This is a genomic window from Pseudomonas sp. PB101 (assembly GCF_009764265.1).
Classification (GTDB): Bacteria; Pseudomonadota; Gammaproteobacteria; order Pseudomonadales; family Pseudomonadaceae; genus Aquipseudomonas.
The window spans coordinates 35,564-51,891 of record NZ_RWIR01000020.1; the positions used below are offsets into that span (position 1 = coordinate 35,564).

Below are 16,328 nucleotides of genomic sequence, written 5' to 3' on the forward strand. Positions count from 1 at the left end.
ACTACTCTCCACCAAGACCGGAAAAGGGTTTAAGCCCACTCAATAATCCATATAAGCCGTGCAACGGCACGGGCAACCAGGTGGGGCGGTTTTCCGCCTCATAGGCCACTTCATACGCCGCCTTCTCCAGACCGAACAACGCAAGTGCAGCGTCCTCGCCTTCGGGATCTTGCCATGCATGGGCAAGACTAGCTGCCGCCAGCCGATAAGCGTCGACAAATGCTTGTCGCGCCTCGCTCAAGTAGCGCTCGGTCACCCGCAAGCGCGCAGCATCGGCCGCTGCAGTGTTGTCGACGTTCTGCACGTTGATCGCCATCGCCGCCGCATAGTCGAAGGAACGCAGCACACCGCTGACATCCTTGTACGGGCTGTGCTTGCCACGTCGTTCATGCAATGGCCGCGCCGGTTCGCCTTCGAAGTCGATCAGGTAGGCATCGCCCTTGATCACCAGCACCTGCCCTAGGTGCAGGTCGCCGTGCACACGAATGCGCAGGCCGCCTGCAGTCTTTTTACCCAACGCTTGCACATGACCGAGAATGACTTTTTTGTTGTCCAGTAACCGGCCGACCAGGGTCTGGTCCGCCGGGTTCAGTTGATTTTTATGCTGCTTGAGCAAGTTCAGCGCATGCTCGATTTGTGCCGCCACATCCCTGGCCGAGGCCTGCGCTTCTTTCTGTGTGGTGACTTGCGGCAGGAAGTCCGGGTTGGCGCTCGGCGCCGCCAGCACCTGATGCATTTCCCCCAGGCGCCGGCCCAGCATAGCGGCAAAATCTTTCAGTTCGCCGAGCGCGTTGTAGTGTTGTTCCTGCTCGGACATGGCGTCGGCCAGTTCATCGCGCAGCGCCCGTTCGAGGTTGTTCTGCGTCCACTCCCAGGCGTCGCCCTGATTGTTCAGATAGCCTTGGGCGATCATCAGCAGGTTGTCCTCGCCCTGCGCATCCCGGCGCACCACGGCACCGAGCAAGGGCGAAATATTGCTGAACCCGGCTTCGGTCAGGTACGCGCTCATTTCAAGTTCCGGGTGCACACCTGAGGCAACCTTGCGGATCAGCTTGAGCACCAGGCTGTTGCCGATCACCACCGAGCTGTTGGACTGCTCGGCCGACAGGTAACGCACCGGCGACTCGGCATTGAGGCCGAGTTTTTCCAGCTCGGCGGTGGACTCGAAGCGAATGTCGCCATCGCTGGAGGCCAACACGGTACCGGCCTGGATGCCCTGCAATACGGCATGCACAAAGGTGTCCAGGCTGAAGGCATCGGTGATCAGGCCGACCTGGCGGCCACGCCGAACCCGCGACAGGGCCAATTGCTGCGGCAACGGCGTACCGACCTGGTCCTCCGGGATAAAGCCGAACGGCAACTGGTAGCGACTGCTCTGGCCACCGCTGGTGACCTTGATCTCACTGAACAGCACCGGATGCTGCGCATCGCCGAACCGCACGCCATAGGCCAGATCGACCTGTTCGATGGCGGCGTCCTTGCCCGCGAACCAGCGGCGGTTCTGCAGCCAGTTGGGCAGGATGCTTTGCTCCAGCGTGGTGCGTGACGGTGCTTCGAGCAATTCCTCCATGCGCTTTTTCAGCACCAGCGTGGTGAAGTCCGGCAGGCTTTGCGCGGGCTCCACGTGCCAGCTCGGCATCTGGTTTTCCGCCGCGAGGCCGAACCAGTAGAAGCCGTAGGGTGCCAGCGTCAGGAGGAAGTTCAACTGGCCAATGGGCGGAAACGCATTACCCCCGAGCATTTCCACCGGCACCATGCCGACGTACGCCGACAGATCCAGCTCGGCAGCCTGGGCGCTGCGCGACACGTTGGCCACGCACAGAATGATTTCGTGTTTGCCGTCCACCCCGGTGTATTCGCGGGTGTAGGCCAGAATCCGCCGGTTGCTCGGCGACAGCATTTTCAACGTACCGCGGCCGAACGCCTTGGAGTGCTTGCGCACGGAAAGCATGCGCCGGGTCCAGTTCAGCAGCGAATGCGGATCGCCGGCCTGGGTTTCGACGTTAACCGACAGGTAGCCATATTGCGGGTCCATGATCGGTGGCAAAACCAGGCTCGCCGGGTCGGCGCGGGAGAAGCCGCCATTGCGGTCGATGGACCACTGCATCGGAGTACGCACCCCGTCGCGGTCGCCGAGGTAGATGTTGTCGCCCATGCCGATTTCATCGCCGTAATACAGGGTCGGCGTGCCGGGCATCGACAACAGCAGGCTGTTGAGCAGTTCAACGCGACGGCGGTCGCGCTCCACCAAGGGCGCCAGGCGACGGCGAATGCCCAGGTTGATCCGCGCACGGCGGTCGGCGGCGTAGTAATTCCACAGGTAGTCGCGTTCCTTGTCGGTGACCATCTCCAGGGTCAGCTCATCGTGGTTGCGCAGGAAGATTGCCCATTGGCAGTTGGCGGGTATATCCGGGGTCTGGCGCAAAATGTCGGTGATCGGGAAGCGATCTTCCTGGGCCAGCGCCATGTACATGCGCGGCATCAACGGGAAGTGGAAGGCCATGTGGCATTCGTCGCCATTGAGGCCCTTTTTATCGGTGTCGCCGAAGTACAGCTGGGTGTCCTCCGGCCATTGATTGGCTTCGGCCAGCAGCATGCGGTCGGGGTAATTGGCGTCGATTTCCGCGCGGATCTTTTTCAGGACGTCGTGGGTTTCCGGCAGGTTCTCGTTGTTGGTGCCGTCGCGTTCGATCAGGTAGGGAATGGCGTCCAGGCGCAAGCCATCGATGCCCATGTCGAGCCAGTAGCGCATCACCGACAACACCGCTTTCATCACTTGCGGATTATCGAAGTTCAGGTCCGGCTGGTGGGAGTAGAAGCGGTGCCAGAAGTATTGGCCGGCTACCGGGTCCCAGGTCCAGTTGGACTTTTCGGTGTCGAGGAAAATGATGCGCGTGCCGTCGTATTTCTGATCGTCATCGGACCATACGTAGAAGTCCCTCGCTGCCGAACCTTTTTTCGCCTTGCGGGCGCGCTGGAACCACGGGTGCTGGTCGGAGGTGTGGTTGATGACCAGCTCGGTGATCACCCGCAAGCCGCGTTTGTGCGCCTCGGCGATGAAACGCCGGGCGTCGGCCATGGTGCCGTAGTCGCTGTGTACGCCGCGGTACTCGGCGATGTCATAGCCGTCGTCGCGTCGTGGCGATGGATAGAACGGCAACAACCAGATGGTGTTGACGCCAAGGTCGGCAATGTAGTCGAGCTTGGCGATGAGGCCGGGAAAGTCGCCGATCCCGTCGTTGTTGGAATCGAAATAGGATTTGACGTGGACTTGATAGATCACCGCATCCTTGTACCAGAGCGGGTCCTTGATGAACGTGGCTGCCTTGGGTTTCTTCGCCATTGGAAACTCCTGTTCAATTCAAAAAAACCACCACAGAGCCAGGAAACTTTAGATGGGACGCCTACCGCCTGTAGGAGCCGGCTTGCTGGCGATAGCGGTGTGACAGGCGCCATCCATGTAAATTGATGCGCAGCCATCGCCAGCAAGCCGGCTCCTACAGGTCTACGTTGCCCTCTCGCCACGGGTGTCTGTGATGTATTTATGGGGCGCTGATGCGCCAGATCCCGAACGGCTGATACGCCGGGTCGATCCGCATGAATTGCTGCTTGCCATGCCAGGTCCAGCGATGGCCATTCATCAAGTCTTCGCCCTGGGTGCTGGCATGGTCCGGCAAGCCCATTTCCCATAACGGCAACTCGAAGTTCGCTTCCTGCACGTTGTGCGGATCGAGACTGACCGCCACCAGAATAAAGTTGCTGCCGTCAAAGCTGCGTTTACCGAAGTACAGGATGTTGTCGTTCCAGGCGTTGTAGACCTTCAGGCCCAGATGGCTGTGCAACGCCGGGTTCTGTCGGCGGATGCGGTTGAGCTGGGCGATCTCGGCGATGATGTTGCCCGGCGCATTGAAGTCCCGCGGGCGGATCTCGTACTTCTCGGAATCGAGGTACTCCTCCTTGCCCGGCACCGGCGCCGACTCGCACAACTCGAAACCCGAGTACATGCCCCACAGGCCCGAGCCCATGGTCGCCAGCACGGCGCGGATGAGGAACCCGGGACGCCCGGATTCATGCAGGAACGCCGGGTTGATGTCCGGTGTGTTGACGAAAAAGTTCGGCCGGTAGCATTCGCGCCACGGCGATTCGTTGAGTTCGCTGAAGTAGGTCGCCAGTTCGGCCTTGGTGTTGCGCCAGGTGAAATAGGTGTAGCTCTGGGAATAACCGACCTTGCCCAGGCGCGCCATCATGGCCGGGGTGGTAAAGGCTTCGGCGAGGAAGATCACCTCGGGGTACAACGCCCGCACATCGGCGATCAGCCATTGCCAGAACGGCAACGGCTTGGTGTGCGGGTTATCGACGCGAAAGATCTTCACGCCCTCTTCGACCCAGCCCACCACAATGTCACGCAGTTCCACCCACAGGCTCGGAATCGCCTCGGGGGCATAGAAGTCGACGTTGACGATGTCCTGGTATTTTTTCGGCGGGTTCTCCGCGTACTTGATCGTGCCGTCGGGCCGCCAGTTGAACCAGCCGGGATGTTGCTTGAGCCACGGGTGGTCCTGGGAACACTGGATGGCGAAGTCGAGGGCGATTTCCAGGCCGTGAGCGGCAGCAGCCGTCACCAGCCGGCGGAAGTCGTCGCGGCTACCCAACTGCGAGTGAATCGCCTCATGCCCGCCCTCCTCGCTACCGATCGCATAGGGGCTGCCCGGATCGTCGGGGCCCGCCGTCAGGGAGTTGTTCGGGCCTTTGCGGTAGCTGCGCCCGATCGGGTGGATCGGCGGGAAATACAGCACATCGAAGCCCATGTCCTGGATCATCGCCAACCGCGAATGCACGTCGTTGAAGGTGCCATGACGCGTCGGACTGTCGGTGATCGAACGCGGGAACAATTCATACCAACTGGCGAACTGCGCCAGCTCGCGCTCGACATCCACCGGGTACTCCGGGCTCAGGCTCAGGTACGCCCGATGATCGATGCGGGCCATGAGGTCGGCGCTACGCGGGTGCAAAAACAGTGCGACTTGCTCGGTTTCGAGCAATCCTGACAGTTCATGGTGCAAAGCCGCCAGTTGCTCGCTGAGTTGCCCTTCACTGCGCTCGGCGGCTTGTTGCACCTGAATCCGCCCTTCCTGCAATTCGAGGCTGACGGGCACCGCTGCGGCATGTTTCTTTTCCAGTTCGTAGCGAAAACTGGCGAATTGATCGATCCAGGCTTCGATGCAGAACAGATAACGGCCCTGGCTGTCGACACGGAACCGTCCTTGCCAACCGTTGTTACCCACATCAAGCATGACAGCGCTTTGCCAGACGTCCTCGTCTTCAGCCCGCCAGCGCACGCGCACCGCCAGCTTGTCATGCCCGTCGGCAAACACCTTGGCCGTCACCGCCACATCCTGCCCCACCACGGCCTTGACCGCGAACTGCCCGCCTTCCAGGGTCGGCATGATGTTCTCAATGACGATACGCGGCAGCAACAACGCCTGCGCCAGCGGCATGTGCGGGTTGTAGCTCAACTCAGTCGGTTTTTCAGCCGTCATCGAGCCTCTCTCCTTACGCCCCATGGACGCGCTTGTGTCTGGTCGCCATCCCGTCGGGGCATCCGCCCCGGGATGGAGTCACTTAGGTTCCGAGCGATGGCTGCCGGGAAAAGTTCATCGGCAATTTACGGAATCAAATCCTTCGCGCCGCAGTCCACCTACTTAAGCACGACTCACGCCATGTGCCACCGGAGGCTTGACCAATGAACAATCCATTCCCGGCTGAAACCCCCGATCCGAATATCGATAACCCGGTGATCCCGCCGACGGAGCCACAACCGGTGCCCGAACAGGACCCGCCCGGCACCACGCCGCCGCCCAGGGAAGAACCGCCAGCGACGATGCCGCCGGTGATTGTGAACCCGCAATGAAGACAGTTGATCGTTCCTGGCTCGACACCAGGGGCGATCATCAAAAATGCATGACACTTCCCAAGATCGCGTAGTACCGATCCTAAAGCGCCAATTCTGCCCGTCCACCACTTTACGAAACTTGTTCCCCTCCCCTTATATAGCCATCACTCCTTCAGCCTCGAGTGTGGTCAGCCATGAACACGTTTTTTTCCAGCGTCAGCGAATTCACAAACAGAACCAGCGCACGGCACCCCGCGCCCACCTGTGAACGACCAACCGACGGCTGGCCTTCCCTTGAAAATATTCAACTACGAATTTCTTTGCTTCGAATCTAAACGCAGCCCCTCTGAGTCTTCACCCAGAAGTTCAATCATCAGGGATCTGGAAAATCATCTGCTGCACGGTGAGATGGACTACAGCCAGCACGAACTCTCGGAATCAAAGAGCGACGAGCAGGATTCAGATTGTGAAGCGAGCAACGCAGACCGGGTGAATACCTCTTAGGGCCCGCGATCCTTGTCAATCAACCTCACGATACTGGGCATCACACTGAACACCCCCAGCGCCAACAAAGTGCTGAGCACCGCCGTCGCCTCCCGGCCCAGTCCGGCCGCGACGCCGATGGCGGCGGTCATCCACAGGCCGGCGGCGGTGGTCAGGCCCTTGACGTGGCCTTCGTCGCCCTCCTGGTTTTTCAGGATGGTGCCGGCGCCGAGGAAGCCGATCCCGGCGATCACGCCCTGCACCACCCGGCTCATGGCATCGGCTTGCGAGCCGGACATCTGCGGCACCAGCACGAACAGCGCCGCCCCCATCGCCACGAGCATATGCGTGCGCACGCCGGCGGCCTTGCCCTGGTGCTCACGTTCGAACCCGAGAATCCCGCCCAGCAGGGCGGCCATCAACAGTCGCACGGTCATTCGCGTCAGTTGCGAGGCATCGGTGATGTCGGCGAACTCGGCTTGCAGGGTCACCCAGACTTCGTGCCACCAGGCGTTCATGAGGTTGTCCTTGTAAGGGGCCTCCTTGTAAGGGGCCATGGAAGGTGGACCGCGCCGACCATTAATCGGTTGCACAGAACGATGACCGGCGGTTGTGGCCTGAAACTCTAGTCTCCACTGAAAAAAGGATTCCGCCATGACCGTGCGCATCGAGAATCAGACCTGCTTTTTCACCACTGACAATGGCGAATACATTCGTCTGTGTCCCGACGTGACCGTCGTCACCGACGGTGCCAAAGCCATGTCGGCGGTGGACATTGAAGACCACCGCATCTATATCACCGAAGCCGAGGCCGATGCCTTGACCGTCGCGGGCGCGGTGGATGGACGCAGGCACTTGAAAGCCAGCGACAGTGATTCGGTGATTTGACTGACCTGGATCAGCATCCGCTGCCGCTGTTTGGAACCGGTGTTTGCACCCTGTTACAGCGGGTGTTTCAACTTGTCGCAGAGGCTGCGGGCAGCCCCATCTGATCCGCTTTTTAATGCAATACCTGAGTCTGTTATGCAAACAGATCGCCGCTCATAGTGCTCATGCCTGATGGAGGCTGATGAGCGATAGACCATGAGCGAGAGAATCCCCGTCCGAACCGTAGAAACCTTCGAGCCTTTGCGCCCAAAGACAAAGGCCAAAACCAGCGACAACCTGATCCACACCCGCAGCTTCACCGGGCTGTTCCGCACCCTGCGCATCAGCGGCGCGGGTTTTCTGTTTTTGCTGTTCTTCGGCACCGTGTGGCTGAACTGGGGCGGCCGCCAGGCGGTGCTCTGGGATCTTTCCGAAAGCAAATTCCATATCTTTGGCGCGACGTTCTGGCCGCAGGATTTCATTCTGCTCTCGGCGCTGTTGATCATCGCCGCGTTCGGCCTGTTTGCGATCACCGTGTTCGCAGGGCGGGTCTGGTGCGGTTACACCTGTCCGCAAAGTTCGTGGACCTGGATCTTCATGTGGTGCGAGAAGATCACCGAGGGCGAGCGTAACCAACGGATCAAGCTGCAAGCCGCGCCGTGGGGCCTGAACAAACTGATGCGTCGCGCGGCCAAGCACACCTTGTGGCTGGCCATCAGCCTGTTGACCGGCCTGACCTTCGTCGGCTACTTCACCCCGATCCGGCCGCTGGCCGAAGAACTGCTGAGCTTGCAAATGAGCGGCGTCAGTCTGTTCTGGGTGCTGTTTTTTACCGGCGCCACCTACATCAACGCCGGCTGGCTGCGAGAAGCGGTGTGCATGCACATGTGCCCCTACGCGCGGTTCCAGAGCGTGATGTTCGACAAGGACACCCTGACCATTTCCTACGACGTGGCCCGGGGCGAAAACCGTGGCCCGCGCAAGCGCGAGGTCAAGCCCGCCGAGGTCGGTCTGGGCGATTGCATCGATTGCCAGCTCTGCGTCCAGGTCTGCCCGACCGGCATCGATATCCGCGATGGCTTGCAGATGGAGTGCATCGGTTGCGCCGCGTGCATCGACGCCTGCGATTCGATCATGGACAAAATGGGCTACGCCCCGGGGTTGATCAGCTATACCTCCGAGCATCAGTTGCAGGGGGGCAAGACACACCTGCTGCGTCCGCGCCTGATCGGCTACACCGCCGTGCTATTGGTGATGATCGCCGCCCTGGTGGTGGCGCTGGTGGAGCGCCCCATGGTCTCGCTCGACGTCAGCAAGGACCGTGGCCTGTTCCGCGAGAACAGCCAGGGGCAGATCGAAAACATCTACAGTCTGAAAGTGATCAACAAGACCCAGCAGCGTCAGGACTATCGATTGAGCCTGGTCGATGCCGATGATTTCGAGCTGCAAGGCAAGACCGAGTTGAGCCTGGCGCCGGGGGAAATTGTCGATGTGCCGGTGTCGGTGGCGATGCTCACGGAGCGTCCCGCCAGCAGTTCGCAGAGCATTGGTTTCAAGGTGATCGACAGCGATGAGCCTGGCGTCTTCAGCGTGGCGAAGAGCCGGTTTGTTGCGCCGATGAATCGCTGAGCCTTTAAGATGCTGACCTTTGCGGGATGCGGACTTGGCTTGGCAATGCAATCCACTGTGCCACAAAAGCTGATTGAATGATTTCCATGACGGGACACCGATGAAACGCTACGAAAAATTCGCCGACGACATCGCAGAACTGATCCGCTCCGGCGTCCTCGGCCCGGGCCAGCGCGTACCTTCGGTTCGCTACGCCAGCCAGACCTACGGCGTCAGCCCGTCGACGGTGTTCCAGGCCTACTACCTGCTGGAGCGTCGCGGACTGATCCGCGCCCGTCCGCGCTCCGGCTACTTCGTCAACGCCCATGCACCACGGCCGTTTTCCGAGCCGGTGATCAGTAGGCAGGTCAACGAGTCCACCGAGGTCGACGTCAGTGAACTGGTGTTCTCGGTACTCGACTCGATCAAGGACCCGAACACCGTGCCCTTCGGCTCGGCGTTCCCCAGCCCGACGCTGTTCCCGTTGCAACGCTTGTCCCGTTCCCTGGCCAGCGCCAGCCGCGAAATGGACCCGCGCATGGTCGTCACCGACATGTCGCCGGGCAACCCGCAACTGCGCCGGCAAATCGCCCTGCGCTACATGGTCGGCGGGCTGATGCTGCCCATGGAAGAACTGCTGATTACCAACGGCGCGCTGGAAGCCCTCAACCTGTGCCTGCAAGCAGTGACGGAGCCAGGCGACCTGGTGGCCATCGAAGCCCCGGCGTTCTACGCCTGCCTGCAAGTGCTCGAACGCCTGAAACTCAAAGCCGTGGAAATCCCCGTGCACCCACGAGACGGCATCGACCTCGGTGTGCTCGAGCAAACTCTGGAGCGCCATCCGATCAAGGCCTGCTGGTGCATGACCAGCTTCCAGAACCCCATGGGCGCGACCGTGCCCGAGGCCAGGAAACAGCAGCTGGTGGAACTGCTGCGCCGCCACCAGGTGCCGCTGATCGAAGACGATGTCTACGCCGAACTGTATTACGGCCAGCAGGCACCGAAACCGGCCAAGGCTTTTGATACCGAAGGGTTGGTGATGCACTGCGGCTCGTTCGCCAAAAGCCTGGCCCCCGGCTACCGCATCGGCTGGGTCGCCGCCGGGCGTTATGCACAGAAAATCGAACGGCTGAAACTCATGACCTCGCTGTGTGCATCGATGCCGGCCCAGGCGGCCATCGCCGATTACCTGCAACACGGGGGTTATGATCGGCACCTGCGCAAATTGCGCCATGCACTGGAAGATCAGCAAAGCGCCATGCTCGCCGCCATTGCACGCTATTTCCCCGCCGAGACTCGCGTCAGCCAGCCGGCAGGTGGGTATTTTCTGTGGCTGGAATTACCGTCGCAGATGGATTCGTTGAAGTTGTTTCAGATGGCGTTGGCACAGGGGATCAGCATCGCGCCGGGGCCGATCTTTTCGCCGGCGCAGCGGTTCAGGAATTGTATTCGATTGAATTATGGGAGTCCGTGGGATGAGGCTGCGGAGAAGGCGATGGAGACGTTGGGGCGGATTGTGCGGTCGTTTAACTATTAGCAAAATACGTGTCTGCTCGGACAGCTCGAGTTTTCAATTATTAAACTCGTAACTGCGCATCTCTGCTTAGCGCAAGCGCGAAAGCCATTAGGGTATCCGCATTATGGAGAGCCAGTTGGCGCCTTAATATTGTACTTTTGTTAAATTTATCTACCGCATCCGCCTTACTCTTGGTGCCTGTCTTTGACACCAACGCATCATTATCTGCATAAAAACGGCTCACGGGTACAAATTGATCATGCATTATACTACTAGAAGTTGACTCCATAAAATCAAGGCTCGCTCCTGTAAAATACCAATAATCACGTGATTCAAAAACCGGGCTTAGGTGAGTCAGCTCATGCCCCAGTACAAATGCATTTTCCTCCGTCGTTTTCTCTTCAAGAGCCTCGATATCAAAATAAATTTTTCTTTTGATATCGGATAATATGACAAACGCACTTAATTCTGTGTCTGACATCGCAACTAGTCTTTCTTGATTGTTTTTGACATCCCCAATATCCAACAACATTTGGCGATACCCATTACGAAAATATTCGATATTTTCTGGGGTAGCCTGCCCAACGCCAAAAAAATTCTCAACGACTTTTATATCAATATGCCCGCTATCAAGTTCGACCATTGCGTAGGTCAACATCTTTTTAAGCTCTAAAAATGACGCCTCAAGAATTTCTGCAATTTCAGGCAAATGCATTTTTATGTTATCCAACCCTCGCTGCTCCACTCTGCCACGGTCTTGTTTCGATTCAATAAAAAAATCAAAAAAGCCCGGTAAATAGCCTTTTTTATCTACAAAAATTACCGGACCATTTCTTACAAACCGATAAAAATTCAACCCATCCACATCCCCCGCCGGATCCGGACTCAACCAGCGCTGCAACCATGGCGCGTAATACCGCGCCCCGTAATAATAAAGCCCCGTGGCATCGCGCTCCTTGCCGGAATAACGAATGGTCTTGTACCCGGTTTCCACCTCATGCCGCCCGGCCAGCCACGCCGTGCCACCGAAGGGGTAATACACTTCCTGGCTGATCACCTGCGCTTGGGCATCCACTTCAAAGGCACTCGAGCCCAGGTGATCGTCGAAGCAAAACCGCAATTGGTCATTGTCCAGTTCAGCCGGTGGCGGGCTGTCCCAATGCAACAGACGCACGGTGCAGCGGCCGGCCTGAATGCTGACTACTTGCAGCTGTTCCCCGGTGGCGCTGTTGCTGTGCAGTTCGAGGCCCGGCAGATAACGCACCTCGGCGGTGTGGACGATGGACTTTGCTGCGCTCCTGCGGATTTTGCGCAGGCGCGTGCCTTCGCTGTCGTACACATAGCGTTCCAGGTCGTCAGCGCCATCGACCCGAGCGACCTGTGTGACTTGGGCCAGCTGATTGCGCCCATTCCACTGCAAACCTTGCCCGGGTTGCAGTTCCAAGAGGTTGCCACGAGCGTCGAACGACTCGTCAACGTCGGATTGAGTTGAGTGGACCCTGACGCTGCGATTGCTCAGCGCGGCGACGCGCATGCTCAAGGTATCGCCCACCGCGCCCTGATGAATGCGCTGCAACAGATTGCCCGCTTCGTCGTACTGGTAGGTTTCGCTGTAGTTGCACCAGCGGCTGCCATCCGGCGGGCCGAAGGCCTGCCACTCCGGCAAGGCGGGACCCAATGAGGGTTTGGCACTTTCCCAACCGGTCGCGCTGTTCAATTGGTACAGCGTGTCGTAGGTAAAGCGCCGCACGGGTTCGATGCGCTGATTGGCAAAATGCTGGATGGGCAACGCGGCGTCGGCGATTTCGGTGATGTTGCCGGCCGGGTCGTAACCGTAGCTCAACTTCTGCAAAAAGCTCTGATCCGGGCCTTGTGTGGCGAGCAGAATCAAATGTTCATTGGCTGGGTCATACGCGCAGGTCGTGCGCATGCCATTGCCGGCGAGCTCATGTTCAACCTGGCCTGAAGCGCTGTAGTGGATGGCACTGACCAGGGTATCGACGCGGCTCTGCCCGGACCGTTGCAGCCCCACCGAGCGCAACTGACCGGCGCGATCTTGCGCAAAGTGCTGGCGATGACCTTTGGTGTCGGTTTGCGTGATCAGTTCGCCCGACGGCGCATAGGTCCACCACGTCTGGGCGCCATTACCCGGTTCCAGCAATTGGTCACGGGCAGCTTCAACGACGGGCCAGTCGACCGGATCGAGATCACTCAGAAAATGCCGGACATCGCCCAGGATCGCGGCCGACAGTCCGTAGTCACTGAGCAAGCGAGTACCCGCCGGGTCGTCCTGGTGGATGGGTTGGCCACAGAGGTTATGCCGGGCGTGATCGTCCGAAACGCCCCCGAACGTCATGCGCTCGACGCAGCGCTCGGGTTCATCCAAAACCTGCTCATGCACCGCAACAGGCCGCAGCAATGGATCATGCTCGCTGCGACGATGCCAGCCACGTTGGTCCCATGCCTCAAGCGCCTGCCCCGCCGCACCCGGCAACCCGAGTTGCCAACCGGCATCGACGCTGTCGCTGCACAGCGCCTGCCCCGTCAGGTTATGGATCGTGGTCAGGTTCGCCGGCACCTGGACATCGTTCTGACGCAAGGCAAACAATCGCGGATCGCGCTGTTGAACCAGGCGGCCAAGCGGATCGAAAACCTGATGCGTGACTCGCGCCGTAACCGGTTCAGCCACCGCCTGCCGAAAATACGCCACCGCACGAACGGCTAAACCGCGTGGGTCAACAACACTGATCGATGGCGTGTGCGCGTTCAAGTCGAGGCGGCCCTTTAAAGACTACCGCGAATTTAGGCGCTTCCCGGAACGAACGTCTACTGTCAGGAATGACAGTAGACAACCCACGTATTCTTCCTAGCGACCACCACCAAGATCAACAAACGTCCCCGTCGCATAAGAAGCCTTGTCCGACAGCAACCAGACAATCGCCTCCGCCACTTCATCCGGCCGCCCGCCACGGGCCATCGGGATCGCCGACTCCAGTTTGCTGACCCGGTCCGGGTCACCGCTCAAGGCGTGGAAATCGGTGTAGATGTAGCCCGGGCGCACCGCATTGACCCGAATCCCCTCGCCCGCCACTTCCTTGGACAGGCCGATGGTGAACGAGTCCAGCGCGCCTTTGGAGGCCGCGTAGTCGACGTATTCGTTGGGCGAGCCCAAGCGGGAGGCCACCGACGACACGTTGACGATGCTGCCGCCCTGCCCGCCGTGTTTGGGCGACATGCGCAGGATCGCGTGCTTGGCGCAGAGGATCGGCGCCAGGACGTTGGTTTTCATGATTTTGAGGATGCGGAACTCGGACATCTCGTCGACCCGGGACTTTTGCCCGACTGTGCCGGCGTTGTTCACCAGCGCAGTGACCCGGCCCAGTTCACTGTCTACCCGATGGAACAGCGCGATGACTTCGTCTTCGATGCTGACGTCGGCGCGTACCGCAATGGCCTGCGCACCGAGGGCGCGGACTTGCTCCAGCACGCCGAGCGCCGCCTGTTCGTCGGCCTGGAAGTTGATGCAGATCCGATAGCCCTGTGCGGCGGCCAACAACGCGGTGGCGGCCCCAATGCCACGGCTGCCGCCGGTGATGACGATGACTTTGTCCATGCGAGCTTTCCCCCAATCAAAGCTTAAGCGGTCGGGGGCAAGAATAACCGTCATTGGCGGTTTTTGCATGGACTCACATCAACTGTCATGTCATCGACATTTCGCGCCCGGCACCGGCTTTCAACTCCTCGAGCAATTGCTCACCGCGATGGATCTCCACCATGAAGCCTGCGGCCGGCAGCGGATGCCCCAGCAAGTAACCCTGCAACGAGTCGCAACCGAGTTGAGTCAGGAAGTCTTGCTGCGAGTCCGTCTCCACGCCTTCGGCAACGATGCGCAACCCCAACGCCTGGCCGAGGGCAACGATGGCCGAAACGATGGCGGCGTCATCGCTGTCGCGCTCCAGGTCGCGGACAAAACCGCGATCGATCTTCAGTTCGTTGGCCGGCAGGCGCTTGAGGTACATCAGGCTCGAATAGCCGGTGCCAAAATCGTCGATGGACAGGTCGACGCCCATTTCCGAGAGTTCCTGAAGCACCGTCATGCTCGCATCGGCGTCGCTCATGGCCGTGGTTTCGGTGATTTCCAGGGTCAGGCTGTTGGCCGGAAGATGGTGAGTGGCCAAGGCCTTGGCGACGCTCTGGACCAGTCCGGCATGGCAAAACTGAATGGCCGACAGGTTCACCGCGATGCGCCAATCGGTGTAGCCCAGCACGTACCACTCGCGCATCTGACGGCATGCTTCGTTGAGCACCCACTCGCCGATCGGAATGATCAGGCCGGTCTTTTCCGCCAGTTCGATGAATTTGTCCGGCAGCAGCATTCCCTGCGTCGGGTGTTCCCAGCGTAACAAGGCCTCGGCGCCCACAGGCCGGCCATTGGCGGCGTCGAACTTGGGCTGGTAATACAGGCTGAATTCCTGATGCTCCACGGCATTGCGCAGGTCCTGGAGCAATTGCAGCTGTTTGCGCGCGTTGCTGTTCATCGAGGCATCGAAAAAGCTGTAGCCGTTTTTACCCGCGCCCTTGGCGTGGTACATCGCCGCGTCGGCGTTCATCAGCAATTCCTGGGCGGACTGGCCGTTACCCGGGTAGAGCGCGATGCCGACGCTGGCGGAAATGTGCAAATCATGTTCGGTCACCCGGAACGCCCGCGCGATCAGCCCGACCTGACGGGCCGCGAGGTTCAAGGCGTCGTTCTGTTCGCTCAATTGCACCAGCAACACGAACTCATCGCCGCCGATCCGCGCGAGGGTGTCCTGGCTGCGCAGGTCTTCGCGCAGACGCTGGGCGACTTCGCGCAACAGCAGATCACCCATGTGGTGGCCGAAGGCATCGTTGACCGGTTTGAAGCCGTCCAGGTCGATGAACATCAGGGCAAAGCAGCCCCCCTCTTCCCGGACGCGCGACATGGCCTGATCGATTCGATCGGCGAGCAGCGTCCGGTTCGGCAGCCCGGTCAGGGTGTCATGCAGGGCCAGTTGGGTGAGTTCACGGTTGGCCTCGGTCAGCGAATGCGCCAGGCTCGCGGTGCGGGCCTCCATGCGGGCATCGAGCACAGAGGTCAGCAAGGCGATGCTCAGCACCGCCAGCGTGGTGATCAGAACGAGGTTGTCCAGGCCCTTGCCGCTCAGGCCATCGAGCGCCGCACCGCAAAAACTGCCATCGGCAAAACGTGCGGCGGCCATGCCGGTGTAGTGCATGCCGACGATGGCGATGCCCATGATCACCGCGGCACCGCCACGGATCAGACGAACATAAGGCGTGTGCTGGCGCAGATGGAAAGCGATCCACAATGCCGCACCCGATGCACCGACCGCGATCATCAGCGAAGCGCCGAACAGCGTCGGGTCGTAGTCGATGCCCGGTTGCATGCGCATGGCGGCCATGCCGGTATAATGCATCGCGCTGATACCGGCGCCCATGACCAGCGCGCCAAAGGCCAGTTGCCAGGCCGGCAGTTGCGGTTGGCTGACCAGCCACAGGGCAAAACCGCTGGAGAGCACGCCGATCAGCAGCGATAACAGGGTGATTGCGCCGTCGTAGCCCAGGTCGATCGGCAGCTTGAACGCAAGCATGCCGATAAAGTGCATCGACCAGATGCCGACGCCCATGGCGATGGCCCCGCCCGCGGTCCACAAATGCACGGCGCGGCCCTTGGCGGTGGCAATGCGTCCGGTCAGGTCGAGTGCAGTGTATGAGGCGAGAATCGCTACGCAGAGCGAAATGATAACCAGGGTGGGGGAATAGCTACCGATGAGCATGGGGACTTCTCGCGAATGCCCCTGTTAATGGTATTGATTCTCGCTGGGGGGCAAATGCGGGGATTGTACTGATTCCAAATGAGAACGCACTCACAAAATGAGCAAAAGGCCATCAGGCCGATGAAACGCCTGTTTTAAGGTTTTA

10 protein-coding genes are annotated in these 16,328 nt (G+C 59.9%); 4 read left to right on the top strand and 6 right to left on the bottom strand.

Annotation, left to right across the window (positions count from 1 at the left end):
* Position 1: 1 nt before the first annotated feature.
* Complete coding sequence (gene treS / locus EI969_RS05980) at positions 2-3,343, bottom strand: maltose alpha-D-glucosyltransferase (protein ID WP_160386505.1); 3,342 nt, start codon at positions 3,341-3,343, stop codon at positions 2-4.
* 199 nt (positions 3,344-3,542) lie between these two features.
* Positions 3,543-5,540, bottom strand: coding sequence for an alpha-1,4-glucan--maltose-1-phosphate maltosyltransferase (locus tag EI969_RS05985; RefSeq protein ID WP_160386507.1), 1,998 nt, complete (start codon positions 5,538-5,540; stop codon positions 3,543-3,545).
* Between the two features lie 203 nt (positions 5,541-5,743).
* On the opposite strand from EI969_RS05985, the gene EI969_RS30230 reads away from it, so the two are divergent.
* Complete coding sequence (locus EI969_RS30230; RefSeq protein WP_178120571.1) at positions 5,744-5,911, top strand: hypothetical protein; 168 nt, start codon at positions 5,744-5,746, stop codon at positions 5,909-5,911.
* 482 nt (positions 5,912-6,393) lie between these two features.
* Here the strand turns inward: EI969_RS30230 and EI969_RS05990 are convergent, their stop codons facing one another.
* Complete coding sequence (locus tag EI969_RS05990) at positions 6,394-6,894, bottom strand: MgtC/SapB family protein (RefSeq protein ID WP_160386509.1); 501 nt, start codon at positions 6,892-6,894, stop codon at positions 6,394-6,396.
* Positions 6,895-7,030: 136 nt separating this feature from the next.
* Between EI969_RS05990 and EI969_RS05995 the strand changes: the two genes are divergently transcribed.
* From EI969_RS05995 to mapR, 3 genes are all read left to right on the top strand, one after another.
* On the top strand, positions 7,031-7,264 hold the full coding sequence (locus EI969_RS05995; protein WP_160386510.1) for a DUF3203 family protein: 234 nt from the start codon (positions 7,031-7,033) through the stop codon (positions 7,262-7,264).
* Between the two features lie 195 nt (positions 7,265-7,459).
* Positions 7,460-8,872 (top strand): cytochrome c oxidase accessory protein CcoG, encoded by a 1,413-nt coding sequence (ccoG, locus tag EI969_RS06000; RefSeq protein ID WP_160386513.1) that lies wholly within the window; start codon positions 7,460-7,462, stop codon positions 8,870-8,872.
* A 100-nt stretch (positions 8,873-8,972) separates the two neighbouring features.
* Complete coding sequence (gene mapR, locus EI969_RS06005) at positions 8,973-10,388, top strand: GntR family transcriptional regulator MpaR (RefSeq protein WP_160386515.1); 1,416 nt, start codon at positions 8,973-8,975, stop codon at positions 10,386-10,388.
* Positions 10,389-10,428: 40 nt separating this feature from the next.
* Here the strand turns inward: mapR and EI969_RS06010 are convergent, their stop codons facing one another.
* From EI969_RS06010 to EI969_RS06020, 3 genes are all read right to left on the bottom strand, one after another.
* Positions 10,429-13,137, bottom strand: coding sequence for an RHS repeat domain-containing protein (locus EI969_RS06010; RefSeq protein WP_160386517.1), 2,709 nt, complete (start codon positions 13,135-13,137; stop codon positions 10,429-10,431).
* Positions 13,138-13,233: 96 nt separating this feature from the next.
* The gene (locus EI969_RS06015) at positions 13,234-13,980 is read right to left on the bottom strand and encodes an SDR family oxidoreductase (protein WP_160386518.1); all 747 of its coding nucleotides are present in this window, start codon (positions 13,978-13,980) and stop codon (positions 13,234-13,236) included.
* 85 nt (positions 13,981-14,065) lie between these two features.
* Positions 14,066-16,183: a bifunctional diguanylate cyclase/phosphodiesterase gene (locus EI969_RS06020; RefSeq protein ID WP_160386520.1), complete on the bottom strand. Its 2,118-nt coding sequence runs from the start codon at positions 16,181-16,183 to the stop codon at positions 14,066-14,068.
* Between the last annotated feature and the right edge of the window lie 145 nt (positions 16,184-16,328).